Source organism: Aporhodopirellula sallentina SM41 (assembly GCF_000346505.1).
In the GTDB taxonomy this organism is placed as follows: domain Bacteria; phylum Planctomycetota; class Planctomycetia; order Pirellulales; family Pirellulaceae; genus Rhodopirellula; species Rhodopirellula sallentina.
In genome coordinates, this window is record NZ_ANOH01000073.1 from 1 (window position 1) to 23,305 (window position 23,305).

2 protein-coding genes are annotated in these 23,305 nt (G+C 57.6%); one reads left to right on the forward strand and one right to left on the reverse strand.

Features of this window, described 5'->3' with window-relative positions:
* Nucleotides 1-56 precede the first annotated feature (56 nt).
* Nucleotides 57-2,234 (reverse strand): TolC family protein, encoded by a 2,178-nt coding sequence (locus tag RSSM_RS03885; protein WP_144059552.1) that lies wholly within the window; start codon nucleotides 2,232-2,234, stop codon nucleotides 57-59.
* 391 nt (nucleotides 2,235-2,625) lie between these two features.
* Between RSSM_RS03885 and RSSM_RS03890 the strand changes: the two genes are divergently transcribed.
* The coding region (locus RSSM_RS03890; protein ID WP_008674757.1) for a LamG-like jellyroll fold domain-containing protein at nucleotides 2,626-23,305 on the forward strand (20,680 nt) is incomplete at its 3' end.

A 23,305-nucleotide genomic window follows, 5' to 3' on the forward strand; every position in this document is an offset into this window, starting at 1 on the left:
GTTGTCCGAACTCATCCGTACTCAACTCGACGTCGAGAATCGCTTCGGCGAATCCTTCATAGCTCGAGTGAGTCATCGCGGACGGATTCGCCGCATCGACCACGGCATGACACATCATCGCCCAGGACAGCACGCACGCGGCGCAAATACGGGACAGGCATCTTTTCTGGGAACTCACTGTGCGGTTCCTCCATTTGAGTTTTCGATGCGTCCAGTTCAATCATTTGCGGTTCGGCGATCAGTGACCGACCGGCGTCGAATTCGAGATTGCCGGAGTCGAACACGTCGGAGCCTGACACACCGTCGACAGGCATCGGCTGCGTCCATCTTTCGAGCGGCAACAAACGTTCGTTGATCGGCGAGGTTTGCAGGATCTCAACCGAAGTGCTGCAACTCGGACGCGTCGGCTCGATCCCTTCACGGATGAGGAACGTTCCCATCGCTTGTTGCAGCGTGATCAATTCGAGGATGTAGTTGACCTGAGCGGACACATACGCCTGTTCCGCTTCGGTACGTCGCTTTTGCGTTTCCAAGAGGTCTTCGAGAATCAGCGCAGTCGGACCGCCGTCACCGGCGAGCATTTCCCACCTCCGCGTCGCGATGTCTTCTTCACGAACCGCCGCCGCGAGCGTCGCCGCTTTGCTTCGCCGCAGGTCGGCACCGGCGCGCACACGGATTACGGAAGTTTCAATTTCTCGGCGTGCCGCCAAGAGTGCGTTTCGAAGTTCGTCGCCGCGTTGTTTGTAGCGCAGTCGAGCCTCGCGTAGTCGGCTCTTGGCCGCCCGACGTCCCCACGGCAGGTTGTACGTCAACGCTGCGGTGATCCCCGGCCCGCCGTCGGAATATTGGTTGATCCACGATTGTCCGATGTTGTTATTGGACGCCAAACCAGAAAGGTAGGCCTCGAAGACCGCATCAAGCCTTGGCATCAACTCATTGCGAGTAACGTTCACCTCGAGCCCGGCGGAGGCGAGTTGTTCCGTTGCCGCCTGAATGTCGCCGCGATGTTCGAGCCCACGAACGATGCAGTCGCGAACGCTCATGGGTTCTTCCGGAAAGTCCGGTTGAGCCATCGGAATCAACTCGATCGAATCGTCGAGCGATGTCAACATCGGGCTGCCCACGAGCGTCTTGAGGCGAACCTGCAAACGCTGCACTTCGGCTCGCAACTCGATCTTGCGGTCGTTGTCGGACGCCAACCGACGACGGATCTTGATTTCCTGCAGCGGTCCCGAATCGAAATCCCCACGTGCGGCAACGATTGCGCCGATCCGCTCGCCTCGTTCGATCAACGAGAGCTGTTGGACGTAGTGTGCTCGACGTTCATGCAAACGCCAAAACGCAGTCAGTGTTTCCACCAGATGGCTTTCGAGATCGAGCCGCAACTGTTGCCACGCGATGCGACTGTCGATCGACGCCGCGGTGACCAAACGCGTGTTGTAGACGCGTCCGCTCGTCGCCATCAAAGGCTGCGTAATGCTGAGGTTCAAACGCGAGTTCCCTTGGTGAGCCGGATCGAAGAAGATGCTGTTGCTGGTCAGCGTTCCGGCCTCTTGGCTGAGGTCGATCACCGTACCTTGACGCGTCAACTTGCGAACGCCCGCGCTCGCGTTCCAGGAATCTTGGATCAATCGCGGTGGACCACCGGTCGTCAATGTGCTGCCGACAGGATCGTTAACACGATCGATGCCGGTTTCGAGCAAGACCGATGGATCGAACGCCGCGTCCTGTTGGATGATTTTCTCGTAGGCGATCGAAGTCCGATTGCTGATCGCGGAAATACGAGGGCTCGACTGCAACGTGTCGGTCAACACGGTCGCGACGTCAAACTGCAGGTAGTTCGGCGAGTTCAGCAGATACCCGTTGACGGGTTTTCGCCACCAAGGTTCTTCGCCAATGTCCGGCGACACGTCGGCACGATCGACGGACGCATCCGGTTCAGGCGTTAGAATCGGCTCGACGGTAACCGTTGACGCGGGATTTTGCCGGGAAACGGCGGCCCAAAACTCTCCAAACGACGGATCTGGCTGCCCCGTTGGCGTCATCGCCGCCACAGACGGAGGATTTGACACGGTAGACCATGCGTCCTCCAGACTCCCGGTCCAAAACGAAGTCGATGGCGTCGCGTCGGGATCAGCAGCACCTGCCCCTGGTGCTGTCCAATATCCGGCCGCGACGACCGTTAACAACGTGAAAACCGTCAATCCCCGGCGTCGGAAACCGCCTCTCAGCATGCGCGCAATTCGGCTGACCACAATTCGTTTGAATTGCAGCAGACGAGAATCGCGAAGAGCGTGCCTTGGGCGAAGCATCCCTGTCCGGTTGATTTGGTCGTGAAGATGAATAGCGGTAATGCTGCGGAACGCGGCTCGGGCCGGTTCCTGCGGAACATACGTTCTGCACCGATGCGCGGAACTAGTGCACTCCTGTCTCTTATTCGGAACGCACACTCGGTCAGGTTGCAACGATGATTCCGAAACATCGGGCTGAAACCATGAGCACCGGTTCTCGTCGGAATTATCGGATCGCATACCACAACCGTCAGAGTCGACCCATTCAACGCTTCTCCCCTGCCCTCTCATGAGAACGTGAAGGTATGCCGTTTAGGTCGATGAGGTAACACTGATGACCAAACGAAACTTCCATTTCTTCCGACTCGAAGATCGCGTGCTTCTTTCTGGTGAAGGACTCGATCCGACGCTCGAGATGAATCCTGATGCCGACACCGTCGCCGACCTTCAGGCCGACATTCTTCAGGGCGACATTGACGGTTGGGAAAACGACATCGACGCGATCGAAGCCGCCGTGCTCGCAGCCGTCGGTGAGGCGCCGCCACAACAAGACGAACCAACCGACTACTCAGGGGACGTGGCTGATGTCTTTGACGCAGCCTCCGCTGCAGAGTTCCTCGACCCCGCGCGTCCGATCGAAGTCGTCTTTGTCGACGCCTCCGTTGACGACAGCGAAACGTTGCTCGCCGATATGCGCGAAAGCGGCACCGACGGAGCACAGTGGGTAGTCGTGACGCTCGAGAGCGATCGCAACGGTATCGAACAAATCACCGATGCTCTGGCAAAACTTTCCAGCGTCGATGCCGTTCACCTCGTATCACACGGTGACGGCGAAGGCGTCCAGTTAGGCAACGTGAAACTCGACCAAGATTCATCGCTCGACTACGCCGGCGATATCGCTTCGTGGGGGCACGCGATGGACAGCGATGCCGACTTGCTAATCTATGGATGTGATCTGGCGAGCACGGTCGAAGGTCAAGACCTGATCGAGATGCTGGCGCTCGTTTGCAACTGCGACGTCGCAGCAAGTGATGATGCGACTGGACACGAGGAACTCGGTGGTGACTGGATCCTCGAATACACCGTCGGCGATGTGACGACAGATGTTGCGTTCGGATACGCGGCGCAGGCCAGTTGGTATGACACGTTGGCAACAATCACGGTGACCACCACCGATGACGAGAACGATGGGAACACGTCCGACATCACCGCTTTGGAGGCAACGCCGGGGGGATCTGGAATCTCACTTCGCGAGGCGATCAGGGCGGCCAACAACACCGCCGGCGCGGACACGATCGTTCTGGGAGCGGGCACCTACATTCTCGACATCGCCGGCCAATTCGAAAACGCATCCGCAACGGGTGACTTGGACGTAACAAGTCAGATCACCATTACTGGTGACGGCCTTGGCACGACGATCCTCGATGCGTCGTCACTCGGTGATCGAATCTTCTATATCACGAACGCAGCCGATCTAACGATCAGCGATATGACGTTGACGGGAGCGTCGTCTGCTACCGAAGAAGGGGCAGCCGTCTACAACGAGGGCGATTTCACGGCCACCGATGTGGCTTTTACCAATAACACCGTCGGAAATGTCGGGGGAGGTGCGATCTATTCTCGAGGAACGACGACACTTGATCGCACCGCGTTGATCGGAAACACCAGCGGTGCGAGCGGTGGTGCGATTCACGTCTACAACGGAACCACCACGATCACCAACTCGACGATCAGTGGCAACGAAGCAGAATTCTACGGCGGTGGTATCTACGCTGAGAATGCAGGTAGCACGGTGAACATCGTGCATTCGACCATCGCCGACAACACCGTTCTGAACACAAACGGCTATGGCGGTGGTGTTTATGTAACGGCCGCAACAGTCAACGCAGAGGCCTCAATCTTTGCGGACAACACGTCCAATCTGGGTGGGAGTGACATTCACGGCACGATTGTCAGCGGCGGTTACAATATCATTGAACACAACAGCGGTTTCAGTGGTACCGTCGGAACCGACATTCTGGGCAGTGATCCGGCATTGGCTGCGCTGAGCGCGGATGCCACATCGGGGCAATCCATCCACGTAATCGACAGCGGCAGCATCGCCTACAACGCAGCCACCAGCTCCTTGGCGGTGGAAGATCAACGCGGCGTCGCACGTGACGGATCGCCCGACATTGGTGCGTACGAGCATGTCGCGTCGCCCGAATTATTCGCACGCTACAAGTTCGACGCGGGTTCAGGCGCGACCGACAGCAGCGTGAACGGCTTGAACGGTGTTCTTCAGGGTGATGCATCGGTCGACACAACGACCGGAACGAATCAGGTCGGTGACGGAAAATTGACGCTTGATGGGACAGGCGACTATGTGGACCTATCCGCGAACGTCGGTAGTTTCGCGAACCTGACCGCGGGCACGATTTCCACATGGGTCAAACTTTCCTCATCGGACTTCTCAACCATCTTTGACATCAGCGACGGTGCGACAAGCAACTTCGCATCGTTGTGGGTTGAAAACGGAAACTTGATTTGGGCAGTCAATGCGGGCGGTTCTTCGCTCATGCGTGCGACTTCGACCGCGACCATCAACGACGACACCTGGCACCACGTCGCTGTCACCACCGACGCGAGCGGCACGAGCTTGTTCATCGACGGCATCAAACTAACCGGCGGCGATGTGACCTATTCACAAGGCGACGCTTCAACGACGACGTTCTTCAACGACTTGACTGGTCCGTCCTCCGTGAAGCTCGGCGCGTACGACATAGGTTCCGTAGGCGGTGAATTCACTGGTCTGATGGATGATATCCGAGTCTACAACTATGCAGTTGACGAATCGGACATGGCTGACCTGCATGCCTATCGATCCGACACGCCGACCGACCTGTCCACCACTGCCACGAATGCGGGCGGCTTGAGCATCAATGACGATGGTGGCAGCGATTTGTACCTGCTGGCCGATGACGGGAGCTCTATCCTGGGTGGACTCAGTTCGCTCAGCTATGAGGTTCAGTTCGAGAGCACAGACGCGGGCGGCGGAGTCCCCTTGCTGTCATATGCAACCGGCTCGAACAGCAACGAAGTCCTCCTCTACATCACGACCACTGGAGACTTGCAACTCACCATTGGTGGCTCCAACGCCTACTCGGACGCAATCGACTATCGGAACCTTCTCGATGGCCAACCCCATAGCCTCGGGTTTACGTGGGACGGAGGAACAGGCGAATGGGTCTTCTATGTCGATGGTGAGGTGGCCGATAGCCGCGTGCTTGCCGGAGACCCGTTACTGGAACAAGGCCATGTCCTTGCCAGCGGCGGTGAACTGCTGTTTGGACAAGAGCAAGATTCCGTGGAAGGCACGTTCCAGAGCGACCAAGTGTTCAGCGGAACTTTCTTCAACGCCCGAGTCTTCGATGATGCCCGCACCGAAGCAGAGATGGCCGGCAGCTACCGAACTGAACTTCCCTTTGACGAGTCTGGAATGTTGGCTCAGTGGAATTTCAACGACCTCTCGGGCGATGGCGTTGTGACCGAGTCTGTCAGCGGAAACAACCTAACGATCAAACACACCAGCGAATCTGGATTCACTGCCAGCGAAGCAGCACTCACACTTGCGATCGACGAGAACACGATCAGCGGGAGCGTTGTGGGCAGTGTTTCTGGTCAAGACGCTGAACGTGAAGCAAGAATCGCTGCACTTTTGGCTTCAGACTCCAGTCTTTCCTACAACGCTTCAACCGGCAAGTTCTACAAAACGGTCTTGTCAAACGGTACCTGGACCGCTGCTCACTCGGCCGCCGAAAGCACCACCCTCTCGGGCTTAACAGGCGACTTGGTCACCATCGAATCAGCCAGCGAGAATGCCTTCATTCGACAATTGGCAACCGACTTCATTGGCAATGACATTTGGATCGGTGCCAGCGATGCATCGGTTGAAGGTGAGTGGCAATGGAACGACGAAGACGTCAACACTTCGGTTTTCTGGCAAGGGGACGAAAACGGCTACGCTGTCGACGGCAGCTATCAAAACTGGGACGCCGCCACCGGTCCCAATGGTGGAGAAAGCGAAGACTACGCGTTCCTACAAGAGTTCGACGGCGCGTGGTTTGACGCCACCGCCGCTCAATCAATGGACGGCTACGTGGTTCAGTGGGATGCAGACAGCGTTCTGGATGCAACCGATGCATTGACTTACACGATCCAGTCACAAACCGTCGCCGGTGCCTTCGCGATCGATGCCAGCACCGGCACGATCACGGTCGCCGATGGATCATTGTTGAACTACGAGAGCCAGGCATCTCATTCGTTGACCGTTCGCGTGACGGACGAGGACAGCAACACCTACGACGAAGTCTTCACGGTTTCACTCAACGACTTGGCCGAATCCAACAACGCGCCAAGCGACCTGTCCAGCGGCATCGAGCTGAACACTGATGGCGGGAACGATGCGTATCTTGCTGCTGCGGATGCAGACTTTTTGCTGGGGGCGGATGGGCACACTTACGAAGTTCGGTTTTCCGGTCTGACCGATATCGCCCCAGGTGGTATGGCCACGTTCTACACGCAAAGAGACTTTGGCTCGGCCCAGTCCTATCTCGCGGTTCACGACGATGGAACGCTCGATTGGGCGGGACTCACGTCCTCAGGGCAGTACACTCAGCTACTTGACGGCGATGTCCACTCCCTAGCGATCACCTGGGATGCATCGGCAGGCCATATCGCGTTTTATGTTGACGGAGAGTATGTCGAATCCACTTCGGTCGCATCGCAAGCGGGCAGTACTGGGGGTGACACGTTTGTGCTCGGACAGCACGTGGACTATTCGACCGGATCCTTTGATTCCGATGAAGCCTTCAAAGGAACCTTTCATGATTTCCGAGTGTGGGACCACGCCCGCGGCGCTGAAGAGATTGCACTGAACCATCAGCAAAAGCTGGACTTTACACCAGCGGAAGCGACAGCCGAAGGATTGATGGCGAACTGGCAATTCGATGGTTTCAATGGTTCCAACGAAGTGGTCGACATCGTCACTGCGGGCACTGGGTCCGAAAACAACCTGAGCATTGGACATGCAGTCGGAACTGGTTTTACCTCCAGCACTCCGGTTGAAGATCTTCACGTCGCTGAGAACACCACCAACGGATCGACGGTCGGCTTCGTCTTACCGAGCGTCCCGGACGTTGCTGAAGACATTGCCCGCGATGGTTTATTCAACGAAGCGACTCCGTCCACCACCCAGTATGGTGTGACCGGGACGTTTGGTGATTGGACGGTCACGGAAGCCTCCATCGACCTGTTTGCGACCAGCGATTGGGAGTCTCCGTTGGGCGGCCGCGTCGTCAACTTGGACGGCTCTGAACCGGGAGCGATTGAGCAAAATCTGACGACGGTTGCGGGGCGGCAGTACCAAGTCGTTTTTGCGCTCACAGGCGACTTTAGCGGCGGAGACGCCGTCAAGAATCTTCGCGTGAGTGCGAGTGGTACGAGTGCCGATTTCCAAGTGACTCAGGAGAACAATTGGTCATGGGGTGAAACCGGGGCGTTTGAGCAGCGTAGCTTCACCTTCACAGCGGACGACGCGACTTCGGTCCTCCAGTTCCGATCGCTCGAAGGTCCAGCCAGCACCTATGGTCCATACATCGCCGACGTTCAAGTTATCGAAATCCCCGCCGCTGTGACGACGATTTTGAACGATGACCCGACGTTGTCTTACGACGCGGCGACAGGCAAGTTTTACAAACTTGTCACAAACGCAGTGGACGTGACCACTGCCATGTCGAGCGCGTCCAGCGACTTGATTAACGGAGTCGGCGGTCAATTGGTAACGATCCGTTCGTCCTACGAGAACGAACTGGTTCAGGACATCGTTTCCAGAGCGGGATCGGAGTTCTACATTGGAGGCACGGACGCGACGAGCGAAGGCAACTGGAATTGGATCGAAGACGGAGTGGAGGCGGACAACTTCTGGGTTGGTGATGAATTGGGTGCAGCACCTGCCGGCGTTTACGCCAATTTTAATTCAATTGAGCCCAATGACTTTGGAGGGAACGAAGACTACCTAGCTATCTACGGATCGACCGGCGAGTGGCTTGACCTCTCCGGTGCAGACAACCGCGGCTACATCATTGAATGGGACGCCAGCGAAGTTTTGTCTAACTTCACGTTCAGCCTGAACGACGACGCGGGTGGGCGGTTTGCGATCGATTCCAACACCGGCGAAATCACCGTGGTCGATGGTTCGCTGTTGAACCACGAAGCCAGCGTGTCTCACAACATTGATGTTACCGTCAGCGATGCCGCGGGCAATTCGTACAACGAAACGATGACCGTTGCGGTCGATGATGTCAGCGAAGCACCCACGGATCTGTCCGTCGGTGTCGCGTTGAATTCAGACGGCGGAAACGACGCTTACTTGGTCGACAATTCCAGTGGCGTTCCCTACTGGGATGGACTGACAGGGATCACGATGGAATTTGCGATCTCGGATCTGCAAACTCCTGCCGACATGGCGACACTCTATTCACGACAATCGGGTGGATCAGGATCGTATCTCGCAATCCACGCGGATGGGACGCTCGATTGGACCGGATATGAATCGACCGGAACCTACAGTCAACTTTTTGACGGCGATTTGCACACGGTTGCATTCTCTTGGGACACACCCGGTGGAGAATTGCGATTCTACGTCGATGGTGTGTTCGCCGAATCCATCGTCACGGGGACTCAGGCAAACACCAATGGCGGCGGTGCATTCGTGCTGGGACAAGACCAAGACGGCGGCGCGGAATCTGGGTTCGATTCCGCACAACACTTCTCGGGCACGTTTCATGACGTTCGTGTTTGGGACCACGTTCGTGCCGATTCGGACATCGCCGTTCACGACAACTACAAACTCGATTTCACGTCTGCCGACGCCGCCTCAGCGGGATTGCTGGCCAACTGGCAATTCGACGGTTTTGTCTCCGGTGAAATCGTTGACATTGCCAACGGCTACGTGTTGACGGTCGGTCATGCGACCGGGACGGGATACGTGGCCGGTGCCGCGCGAGACACGTTGGCAGTCGATGAAATGGCATCCAACGGCACGCAAGTCGGATTCGCGGTTGCCCACGATGCCGATGCGAACGACACCTTCAACTACACCCTGCTCGATTCGGCAGGAGGTCGGTTTGCAATCGATCTCAACACGGGCGAGATCACCGTCGCGGACGGTTCACTGCTCGACTTTGAAACGAGCACATCGCATGACGTGACCGTCCAAGTGATGGATTCCTCAGGAAGCACTTACAACGAGACCATCGCGATCACCGTCAACGACGTGAACGATGCGCCGGTAATGGCGGCTTCATCGCCCACCTATCCCGCCACCGAAGATGGAGCTCCTTTCACCGCTTCAGTCGCAGCGTTCTTGGGCAGTACCGTCACCGATGCTGACGCCGGTGCAGTGGAAGGTGCCGCGATCTTTGGATCCGCGGGCTCTGGTGGAACTTTGGAATACAGCATCAACGGTGGATCCAGTTGGACCACGATTCCAACTGTCGATTCAACTTCCGCGTTGCTGTTGAGAGAGAATGACCTGATTCGCTTCACACCTGACACAGAGAATGGCGGCACCCTGACGTTGGACTACCACGCCTGGGACCAAACGTCTGGTACCGCGGGCGGAACAGCTGATGTGACGACACGCGGCGGTTCGACCGCATTCAGTACAGCAGACAACACCGTCACGATCAACGTCGCGGATGTCAACGACGAACAAGTCATCAGCACCAACAACGGGGCAACGTTCAACGAAGGCTCAGCGGGAAACACCATCACTTCGTCGATGCTGGAGACCACCGATGTCGACAACACCGCTGGCGAATTGACTTACACCGTGACGGCCAACCCCGGTCACGGCCAATTGAAATTGGACGGACTGGTCACCACCTCGTTCACGCAATCGGAAATCGACGCCGGACGCATCACTTACGACCACGATGACAGCGAAAACCTGGCAGACAGTTTTTCGTTCAGCGTGGATGATGGCGCTGGCTCGGCGTCGACCGGTTCATTCAGCATCACGCTGAACCCGATCAACGACAACATTGTCGCGATCACCAGCGATGGTGGTGGAGCAACGGCCAGCGTCAACGTGAACGAAACCGTTTCCTTCGTGACCCAGGTCACCGTCAGCGATGCCGACATGCCGGGTGACACGATGACGTATTCAATCATCGGCGGAACGGACCAAGGTGATTTCGCGATCGACGCTTCGGGAAACCTGACGTTTGTCAGTTCGCCTGATTTTGAAAGTCCCGACGACAGCGATCTCGACAACGTGTACGAAGTCACGGTCCAAGTCAGCGACGGCGTTCACACGGACAGCCAGACGATCACGGTCACCGTCCAAGACGTGCAAAGCACTCTCCTGAACGTCACCACGACTTCGGATGTCGACGACACGGGGCTGGGTGCAACCTACACGATCGAAGAACTATACGCGGTGGGCGGTGGCACCGACGGCGAGGTCTCGCTTCGCGAAGCCATCACGGCGGCCAACGGAACGCTTGGCCAAGACACCATCAACTTCTCAATTTTGAATTCCGACGCGGGCTACACCGGCACCGATGGAGTCGACGCACACTGGCAAATTTCACTGACCGCATCGCTGCCGACGATTACCGAATCTGTCATCCTTGACGGGACCAGCCAAACCGTCTTTGGCGGAGACGTCAATCCAGGAACATTGGGCGTGAGCAACGAAGCCGGCACCAACGACCAAGCGATCAGCAGTGTTGAGCGACCAGAAATCGCAATCGTCGGTGCGTCAGGATTCGATGGATTGGTTGTGGACGCCGACAACGTCACGGTGCAAGGCTTCGCGATGAATGGCTTCTCATCTGACGCCGCGATCTACATCAATGATGCTGTGATCAATACTGTGATCGACTCCAACGTCTTCGGTGTGGCTGCCACGAGTATCGCCGATCTCGGTGCCGCCTTGAATAACCAGATACACGTTCAATCGGTTGGCGCGGACAACGGAATTTTATCGAACAACATCCTGGCCTACTCCAAGGCAGCGGCAATCCACGCCAGCAACGCCTCCGACGGATGGAGCATCACCGGCAACCAATTCGTTAACAGCGGGTTCAACTACAGCAACGGTGATGCCATCGCGATGAACGGCTCCACCGGCGGCACCGTCGACGGAAACTACATCGCCGGCAGTTCAACGCAAGCGATCCTGCTCTCGGGTTCAACCAGCGGCGTCACGATCACGGACAACACGATCGTCGGCAATGGGGTCGGACCGAGCTCCGGTTCAGAAGTCCAGTTTGATGCAATCGCGTTCCGTAGCGGCACGAATGATATCACGCTCCGCCACAACATTATCGCTGACAACTACGGCGCCGGCATCACCGTTAACGATGGTGCATATGATATTGAGATCACGGAGAACTCAATCTACGGCAACGGCACTGTGCTCTCCCGTCAGGGCACGGCGTCGACAGGCAGCATCGGCATCGATTTACAAGCGACGGGCGATGATACCGCCTTCGGAACCGCGCCGTACTACACCGCCAACGACGCCGGTGACTCCGACGCGGGTGGCAACTCGCTGCAAAACTTCCCGGTGATCACGCAAGCGGTCAGCGACGGCACACAGATTGCAATCTCGGGCACATTCAACAGCACCGCCAATGAAACGTTCACGATCGAATTGTTCACTTCGGCCAGCTACGCCAACGGATACGGACAAGGCGAAACCTTCCTGGGCTCGGTCAGCGTCACGACCGACGGCAGCGGCAACGCGACGTTCAATACCACGCTGTTCACCGAAGTCGAATCAGGCGACCTCATCACCGCCACCGCGACCAACGACACGACGAAAGAAACGTCCGAGTTTGCCGCTCAGTTCGCGATCAACGGCCCCGTCTACGCAAACAACGACGATGGCCATTTGGAATTTGATGGCACCGATGATTACGTCGCCATCGCGTCGTCACCAGAACTGGTAATGACCAACACGATGACGATGGAAGCTTGGGTGCGTCCAGAGGCGTCCGCAAACACCGACCGCATGATTCTGAACAAAGAGGGCGAATACGAACTTTCCGTCGATGTGGATGGATCACTGAAATGGGGATTCAACAACACCGATCCCGGCTGGGCATGGCACGACACGAATCACGTTCTGACCGAAGGTGAATGGGCGCACGTGGCGGTCACTTATGACAACGGAACCGTCACAACCTATGTCAACGGCGATGTGGTGGGCGTCTACGAAGGCAGCGGGGCGATCGGCGACGCTCATCCAACGATGGACGAACTACACATCGGTGGCCGTAGCAACAACCCGGCCGGCCAGTATTTCCAAGGCGGCATCGACGATGTTCGCATTTGGAATGTGGCTCGATCACAAGATGAAATACGCGCCACGATCGAAACGCCACCCTCCGGTTCAGCGACTGGCTTGGTTGCCAACTACCGCTTTGATGGATCGGGAACCACGGTCACGGATTATTCCGGTGAAGGAAACGATGGCGTCTTGGGCGGTGGAACGGCCACTGCCGAGCCGACTCGATCCTCCTACGCGCTCAGTGAAGACGCAACGCTGGTCATTTCGGCTGCCAACGGTTTGTTGGCGAACGATGCGGATACCGATGGTGATTCGATCACCATCACGGAGATCAACGGCATCAGCGGCGACGTCGGTACAACCGTCACGCTTGCCTCGGGCGCGACCGTGCAACTCAATGCCGACGGCAGTTTCGATTTCGATCCTGGAACCGTCTACCAAGGTCTCAACGACGGCGAGAGCGCAACCGACACATTCACCTACACCGTCATCGACGGCAACGGCAATACCGACGTCGCAACCGCCACGATCACGACCACAGGCATCAACGACGCGCCGATCGCAGCAGCCATTGAAGGCACGGCGCTGGACTACACCGAAGACGACGGCAACGAGGCGATCACCGACACGCTAACGCTCAGCGACGTCGATGATTCGGACTTGGAATCAGCAACGGTGTCGTTCACCGCTGGATTCAGTTCCACCGAAGACAGTCTTGTCTTCACCGACCAAAATGGCATCACTGGATCGTACGACTCCGGCACCGGAATCCTGACCCTGTCCGGAACCGCCACCGTCGCGGAATACCAGGCCGCACTGCGTTCGGTTGCCTACAACAACAACAGCCAGAACCCAGACGAAACGACTCGCACGGTGCAGTTCATCGTCAACGACGGCACGACCAATTCCGTCGCTGCGTCTCGCGACATCAATGTCTCGGCGGTAATCGACTTACCGGTCATCAACAACTTGCACGGCGATTCCTACAACTACACCGAAGGTGAAGGTCCGGTCCTGATCGACCAAGGCACCGCTGTGGTCGTCACCGACAACGACAGCGCTGACTTTGATACCGGAACGCTGACGGTGGATATCGTTTCCGGCGGCGACGACGCCGAAGACATCCTAGCGGTCCAGAACCAAGGCACCGGCGCCGGCCAAATCGGCGTCTCGGGCAGCGACATCACTTACGAAGGCACGACCATCGGGTCGTTCACCGGTGGATCTTCCGGAGTCGCATTGGTCATCACGCTCAACGCCAACGCCGACGCGACCGCGGTTACCGCATTGGTCCAAAACATTACCTACGAAAACACCGACACCGTCTCCGCAACGGAAACGGTTCGTCATATTGATTTCCAATTGACAGACGGTGACGGTGGAACCAGTCTCGTGCGTTCGACCAGCATCAACGTCGGTGTTTCCAACAACGCTCCGGTCATCACCGCAACGGCAGGTGGTGACACCTATGTCGAAAACGGAACCGGAACCTACATCGAAAACACCCTGACGATCACCGATGGCGACAGCATTGACTTCTTCGGCGGCATATTGACCACCGACATCGTCACTAACGGCCAATCCTCGGACCGGATCTTCGTCCAAGACGGAATCAACGTCACCACCGCGAGTAACCGCGTCTACTACGACTCAGGAAGTGGCGCAACCGAAGTCGGAACGTTCACCGGCGGCAACGGCACCAACGCGTTGGTGATCACATTCAACCACGACGCCGACGCCACCGCCGTCGAAGCTGTCGCGCGTCAGGTCGCCTACCGCAACCTCAGCGACGACGCATCGTCCAACCAACGGACGATCGAGATGACCGTCAGCGATGGCGATGGTGGGACCAGCAACACGATCAGCCGCACGATGGACGTGACCCTGGTCAACGATGCACCGACCGCGACGTTGACCTCAGATGATTCCACCTTCACCGAAAACGGTTCCGACGTCAGCGTCTTCAGCAGCTCGTCGGCCGACACGATCGAAGGAACCGACGTCATCAACTCGATGGTCATCACCGTGTCGGATCTGGCCAACGGATCCAGCGAATCACTGATCATTGACAGCGAAACGATTGAGTTGACCGATCTGAACAGCGAAACAACCACGAATCGCAGCTACGACGTCGACGTTTCCATCACCGGCACCACCGCAACGGTCACCATTTCAAAGACTGGCGGTTTCTCGGAAATGGACGCAAACGCTGTTCTCGACAATCTGCGATACGACAACACCAGCGAAAACATCGCCAATGGCACCCGCACAATCACGCTGGAAACGATCACCGACGATGGCGGCGTCGCAAACGGTGGAAGCGACACAGGAACGATCGGAACCGCGTCAACGATCACCGTCGTTGGGCTGAACGACGATCCGTACAATGACGGCACGTTGCCAGCCAACTTCACGATCCTCGAAGACACGTTGTCCGATCTCATCTTCACCGGATTTGACCTTCGCGATGCGGATGGTGAGAACGGCGAAACGCTGACGATCGAGCTCACCACCGCAACCGGCGGATTGCTGTTCGCATCGGACGCGGGTGGCGTGACCGTGACCGGCAACAACAGCGACACGATGACGCTGTCGGGCACGCGAGCGGACCTGAACACGTTCCTCACCAGCAGCAGTCGCGTTCAGTACCAACATGGCGTCACGCACACCGAAGGCACGGCCAGCGACACGATCACCGTCGTCGCCAATGACAACGGCAACACCGGCAATGGTGGTGGCACCGATCAAACACTCGGCACGGTCCAAGTCAACATCACCAACATCAACGACGCCCCCACCGGCAGCGACAACACGATCACGATCAACGAAGACAACTCGCACACGTTCACGCTAGCCGATTTTGGCTACAGCGACATCGAAAGTGACCAGTTCGAGTTCGTTCATATCGACACGCTGCCGGGAAGTGGCCGTCTGCTGTACAACGGATCTGCTGTCACCGCTACCGACGATGTCCACTACAACGACATCAACAGCGGCCTGCTGACCTACGAACCAGTCGCCGATGAAAACGGCAGCGGCTACGCCAGCTTCACCTTCCGCGTCCAAGACGACGGCGGCACAGCGAACTCTGGCAGCGACATCGATCCGGTCCCCAACACGATCACCTTCGACGTCACCGCTCAAAACGATGTCGCCGACTTCCTCGCAGACAACGAAATCACCAACAGCGATTTCGCAATGGACCTCAGCGGTTGGACAGTCGCGGACAACACCGACTGGGACGCCAACAAGGTGCGGTTCGGCCAAATTGGTGGAGCAAACGGCTCCATTTCGCAAAATTTCACCACCGTGATCGGCGAGACCTACTACCTGACGTTCGACTACGGCGACTACAGCGCAACACAAAGCCAAACGCTCGACGTCGACGTGGTCGGAGGAGCGACCCTTCTGACCAAGTCGCTGGATTCTGGTGTCGCGAACAATGCACCGGAAGCTTACACGTTCCGCTTCACCGCCGACTCGACCTCCACCACGCTGACCTTCACCGACACGTCGTCCGATCATTCTGGAGTCCGCGGTTATCTGGACAACGTCGAAGTCCGCTCGACGACAATTCCCACCGAAACCGCCACCGCTTACACCGAAAACGATTCAGCCACCGTCATCACGACCAAGATCGAATTGGGCGACATCGATGACACCGACATCGAATCCGCCACCGTTCAGGTCACCGGCAACTTTGCCACCGGCGAAGACGTCCTGGCTGCCACTGACCAGTTCGGCATCACCTCCAGCTATGACAGCGGCACTGGCACCCTGACGTTGTCCGGTACAGCAAGCCTCTCCGAATACGAAACCGTTCTCCAGAGCGTCACCTACGCCAACAGCAGCGACGCCCCTGATACTTCCACGCGGACGATCAGCTACATCGTCAACGATGGAGACGGCAACTCCGTGGCGATGACGCACGACGTCGCCATCACCGCGGTCAATGACACGCCGGCCTTCAACAACTTGGCCGGAGGCAACACGTTCACCGAAGGCGGCGCCGCTGTCGTCATCGATTCAGACGCCACGATTTTCGATCCCGAATTGGAATCAACGGGCGTCAACAACTACGACAACACCGTCCTAACGATTGTGCGAAATGGCGGGGCCAGCGGCGACGATATGTTCTCCGAGACGGGGAATTTGTCGGCAATGACCGAGTCTGGCGCATTGGTCTTGAGCGGCACCACCGTCGGGACCGTCGACACCAATTCCAACGGCACGTTGGAACTACGTTTCAACGGCAACGCCAACGAAGCAATTGTCAACGAAGTATTGCAATCGATCGCCTACAGCAACACCAGCTACACGCCACCAACCAGTGTCACGCTGGACTATTCCTTCAGCGATGACAACTTTGGAACCCAACAAGGCACCGGCGGCGAACAAACCGGCACGGGCAGTGCCGTCGTCAACATCACCGCCGTCAACCAGTTGCCGGTCGCTGATCTCAACGGCAGCGATGGCGGCGGCATCGATCATTCGGTCAGCTTCACCGAAGGCGATAGCGCCGTATTGATTGCCGACACCGATGCCACCATCACGGACCTCGACCACACCCAATACGAATCGCTCGGGATCAACCTCGTCGGTTTTGTCGACGGAACCGACGAAGAAATCACGATTGGCGGAACGACGTTCTACGCTGGTTCCTCGGACACTCAAATTGTCACGGTGGGATCGACCAACTTCGAAATTGATTTCGATGGCAGCGGCCTCACAATCACACGCGACGGCGGAGGCCTGATACCACAAGCCGACCTGCAATCGTTGCTGCGAACGATCACGTATCAGCATACTGGCGAGGACGGTACCAGTGGCGACCGAACCCTGACGGTCATTCCGCAAGACGCGTTAAGTGCCAACGCATCTCCCGGTGGTGTTTCGACCATCAGTGTGACCAGCGTCAATGATGCTCCTGTGTTGGACAATTCCGCCGACTTGTCACTAACAACGCAATCCGAAGATGCCGGCGCACCAGTAGGGGCCGTCGGCACCGTCATCACGGACCTGGTTTCGATTGGCGGGAACGTCACGGATGTTGACGATTCCCCACAAACCGGCATTGCGATTACCGCGGCCGATGCATCCTACGGAACTTGGTGGTACACCACCGACGGCGGCACCAATTGGAACACGCTGGGCAGCGTCAGCGATTCATCCGCCCGTGTATTGAACGCCAACAGCAACACAAGGATCTACTTCGAAAGCAACGCTGACTTCCACGGAACGATCAGCGACGCGATCACGTTCCGAGCATGGGACCGCACCACAGGTTCAAACGGTTCGCTGCAAGACGCCAGCACCAATGGTGGCACCACCGCGTTTTCAAGCGAGACCGAAAACGCCGACCTGGACGTTACTTCCGTCAATGATGCCCCCGTGCTGTCGAACACGTCCACCATCTTGTTCACCGAGAGTTTTGAGACGCCCGATATTTCTGGATTGAACGACGACGATCCCACTGGCTGGACTAGCGACTCCCACCCATCGTACGTCCGCCACGTCGACGAAGATTCAGGAGATTTCACGACCCCGTATGGCGATCAAGCCATCCGCGTCTATCAAGGTTCAACGGTCGGAGCAACGACGGACGCTACCGGTCTGAACGCTCCTTTGGAAGCGGACTCGACCTATCAATTGTCCTTTAACGTGGCTCGGGGCGGCGGAGCAGTCGGCGAATACATCGTTCAACTGATCGCCATCGCGGGTGACAACTCCGAAACGATCTTGTCCAGCGTTTCGGGGATCGCGAACGAAACAGACTTTTCCGAATCGGGGACGATTACCTTCACGACCGACGGATCGCACACGGCGGTGTTAGGCGACCGCATCGCAATCCGTTTGCTTCACGATCCGGCTTCCGACTACACACACAACGTGCACTTCGACAACATACTGCTCACGAAAGACGCGGTGACCTATGTCGAAAATGGTCCAGCGGTAGTGCTCGACGAAAACGTAGTTGTCGCCGATGCGGAACTCGATGCCGCCGGTGGTGGCTCGGGCAACTATGCCGGAGCCGTTTTGACTCTTGGTCGAGAAACGGTCCTTAGCGGAGAAGACGTTTTCTCTTTTGCCGACGGAAACGGAATTTCATTGTCGGGTAGCAACCTGATCAAAAACAGTCAGAGCATTGCAACCTTCGACACGGTAGGAACCGAGGGTGAACTGACACTCACGTTCACCGACGCCAATGGCGAAGTACCCACCACCGCGGATGTCAACAACATCCTCCAACAGATCACATACGCCAACAACAGTGATGCACCACCGGGATCCGTCCAAATCGATTGGACCCTCAGCGATGGCAACGGGGGTTCCCAAGGCAGCGGCGGTGCGTTGATTGCAAGCGGTAGCACGCATGTCGCCATCAACAACGTCAACGACGCTCCGGTTCTGGACGACTCGTCCCTGTACACGCTGACGTCGATCACCGAAGACGACACGTCCAACGGCGGTCAAACGGTTGCGTCCATTCTGGCCAGCAACGCTGGCACGGGAATCACCGACGCCGACTCCGGTGCGTTGGAAGGAATCGCAATCCGTTCGATCAGCGCCAGCAACGGCCACTGGGAATTCTCAACCAACGGCGGAAGCAACTGGACCGACGTTGGAACCGTGTCATCGACCAGCGTTCTTTTATTGCGTGACATTGACCTTGTTCGATTCATTCCCGACGAACAAAACGGTGAACAAAGCAACCTGACCTTTATCGGCTGGGACCAAACCGATGGGTCCGACGAGGGCACCAAAGTCGACACAACCACCACCGGTGGCACGACCGCGTTCAGTGACGAGGTCGCCGTCGCACGCATCACGGTCTCGGATGTCAACGATGCCCCCACGGTTACCAGCCCCGCCAACGCATCTGTTGACGAAGGCGGTTCGCTGTCATTCGACATTTCGGGTGCGGGCATTCTCGATACCGACGACGTCGACGGTGACAGCCTGACCGTCACCGTCACCGCCGACCACGCCGCGATCGCTCTTTCGCAAACCACCGGACTGACAATCATCGATGGCGATGGCAGCGACGGAACGCTGCAGTTCAGCGGCAGCACGGCCGACATCGACTCAGCCTTGTACGGTTTGGATTACGACTCCCAAGCCGGCTACAACGGCAGCGCGTCCCTGGTTGTCTTGGTCGACGACGGATCACTGACCGATACGACCACCGTCGCGATCACGGTCAATCCCGGCCAAACCGTTTTCGTCTGGGACGGCGGCGGAGCGACCAACGACTGGACCGATGCGGACAACTGGAATCACGACTTGGTTCCCGAAGCCGATGACATTGTGGTGTTCGACGCGACCAGCACCAAGGACTCGACGCTGGACGCCGCGTTTGCCGGTGCGATCAGTGAAATTCAAGTCAACTCGGGATACACCGGAACGCTCACGCTCGATCGAACACTTGCGAACTCGGGTGACTTGACCGTTGCCGACGGAACTGTCGATACGAACGGACAAGCCCTCGACATGGACGGCGTCGTCAACGTCTCCGGCGGCACGCTGACCATCGATGGCAGCGTGATCAATTTGGCCGATGACTTCATTCACTCCGGCGGCACACTGAACGCAAACGGTTCGACGCTGTATTTCGACGGCACAGGTGATCGCAGCCTGCAAACGTCGGCGCAGATCGACAACATCGAAATCGATCACGTCGGCACGTTGACTTTCCTGAGCGACCTATCGTTTGCTGGCGACTTCACTCACAGCCAAGGCACCGTCGACTTTGGCGGTCACGAAGTCAGCGTCGCCGGAACAACCAGCCAAACCATCGACGCGTCGGGACTCACGTTTGACGATTTCGAATTCAACAATTCAAACACCGTTACCATCATTGGCGGCATCGATGTCGATGGCGATTTGACTTACACCAACGCCGTCACGATCAACGGTGCCGGTGTGACCGCGGCAGGCAATATCACGACGATCGACAGCGTTTGGTCGGGCACCAGTGTGCTGACGATCGACGGAACCGGCGCCCAAACCATCTCCACCAGTGGCGGTGCCGGCGAACTGGGCAACCTCGTCATCAACAAAGCCTCCGGTACAGTGCAACTGCTCGACGACATCGAACTGGGCGGCGACTTTACCTACACATCCGGCGGATGGGACACCAACGGGCAAACGGTTGAATTCCAAGGTCACAACACCACGATCGATTCAGGTTCGGCGACGTTCGACGATGTGATCCTGAACAGCACGGTCGCAGGAACTCGCGTGATCGTCGGAACACTGGACGTCGACGGCGACTTCACGTTCACCAACGCCGGCACGCTGAACGGCGGCCAAATCAACGTTGCAGGCGACATCACCTACAGCGATGACAGCTACAGCGGCACGACGATGATCATCGCCGATGGCACCGGCAACCAAACGGTCTCGGCAAGCAACGCGAGTGCCAAAGCCGAACACCTGACGATCAACAAAGCGTCGGGCACGCTGACCTTCGGCACCGACCTGACCATCAATGGCACCCTGAATCATGTCGCCGGCAGCGTCGCGGATCTGACCCACACGATCACGTTCGGCAACAACTCGGGAACCATCACCGCGTCCGCAATTAACTTCGACGATGTCATCTTTGATTCCAACTACAGCAAAAACATTTCCGGCGTTCTGAACGTCGGTGGCGATTTGACGATCACCAGCGCCAATGCATTGAACGTTGGCGAAATTCGCGTCGCGGGCAATATCACGTCGTCCGATACAAGTGTCGGTGGCAACTCACAAATCACGCTCAACGGCACTGGCACCCAAACAATCTCAGGTGACGATCTTTCTGATGGCAAGCTGAACATCGACAAGACCTCCGGTACCGCGATCTTGGCCGATGACTTGGTGCTCAACGGTACCCTGCAAGGCCTGAATGTGATCTCGGGAACGTTGGACCTAAACGGTCACACGATCAACGCGACTGGCGAAGTCGTGGTCAACGACTCGGTGTTGACCGGCGATGGCACCATCACGAACGACCTGACTGTAGAAGACGACGCGATCATTCGCTTGTCGGCATCTTCCACCAGCGTCTACGAATCGATCGCGGTCGGCGGAACGTTCACGCTCGGTCTCGGCGCGCAGTTGGAACTCGACCTCACCGGCATGACCGTCGGCGGCTACCTGCAAGACATCTTCACGTCCACCACGTTGGCGGGAACGTTTGACTCCATCACGTTGGTCAACGACTCGGTCGGCTTCACCGCCTACGACGAATACGACTCGCCATCCGGTGCCGTCGACATTTTCCTAAACAGCAATCCGACCGGCACCATCAGCGACGTCACAGTCGACGAAGACGCCCCCGACACCGTGATTGATTTGGACGCGGCCTTCAGCGATCTGGAACACGCCGACAACGAGTTGACCTACAGTCTGATCGGCTACAGCAGTCCCGCGTTCCTGGATTCGGCTAACGTCGACAACGGCGCCGGCACGTTGACGCTGGACTACGCCGCCAACCAACACGGCACGACGACGATCACCGTCCGAGCCACCGATGCTCGCGGGGAATCCACTGACGTGACGTTCAATGTCACTGTCAACTCGATCGAAGACGCCCCGATCATCAGCGGCGGTCCCGCCACATCGTCGCTGACCGAAACCGACAGCGGCCTAACCGACTCCGGCACGTTCAACGTCAGCGATTCCGACGTCGCCGACGAGGTGACCGCCGCCGTCGACAGCGTTGCCGTCTCGGGAACCGGAGCTTCGAGCGTTCCCGGATCGCTCAACAACGCGACCCTGCAGAGCTTCCTGTCCGTCTCACCAACCGCGATCCTCGACGGAACCGAGACCACCGACACGCTGACGTGGAATTTCAACAGCGGCACCGAAGCCTTCGACTTCCTCGCCGACGGCGAAACGCTGGTCCTGACCTACACCATCAGCGCCACAGACGATTCCGGATCAACGCTCTCCGACACCGAAACCGTCACGGTCACCATCACAGGAACCAACGACTCGCCTGACGTCTTTGTCGACACCGGTGACTCGGCAGCGGAAAGCTTGACCGAAACCGACACGACGCTGACTAGCAGCGGTACGCTGACGGTGAACGATTCGGATTTGACGGATATCGTGACCAGCAGCGTGACGGGAGTCGTCGCCTCCTCCACTACCGCAGGCCTGGGTAGCAATAACGCGGCGTTGCTGGCGATGTTGTCGTCGACCGGTTCGGTTGTGAACGCGACCGAAACAGGCAACACGTTGACGTGGAATTTCAACAGCGGCGGCGAAGCGTTTGATTACTTAGCCAACGGTGAATCGTTAACGCTAACTTACACGATCGAAGTCACCGACAGCCAAGGCGCTACCGACACGCAGAACGTCACCATCACCGTCAACGGAACCAATGACACACCAGTCATCACGGGCGGCCCCGACACATCCAGCTTGACGGAAACCGATAGCGGACTGACCGACACCGGAACGCTGACCATCAGCGATTCTGATCGTACCGACAACGTCAACGCCGCCGTCGACAGCGTCGCCGTCGCGGGATCCGGAGCATCCAGCGTTCCCGGTTCGCTCGACAACGCGACCCTGCAAAGCTACCTGTCAGTCTCACCAAACGCGATCCTGGACGGAACCGAAACGACCGACACGCTAACGTGGGACTTCAACAGCGGCTCCGAAGCATTCGACTTCTTGG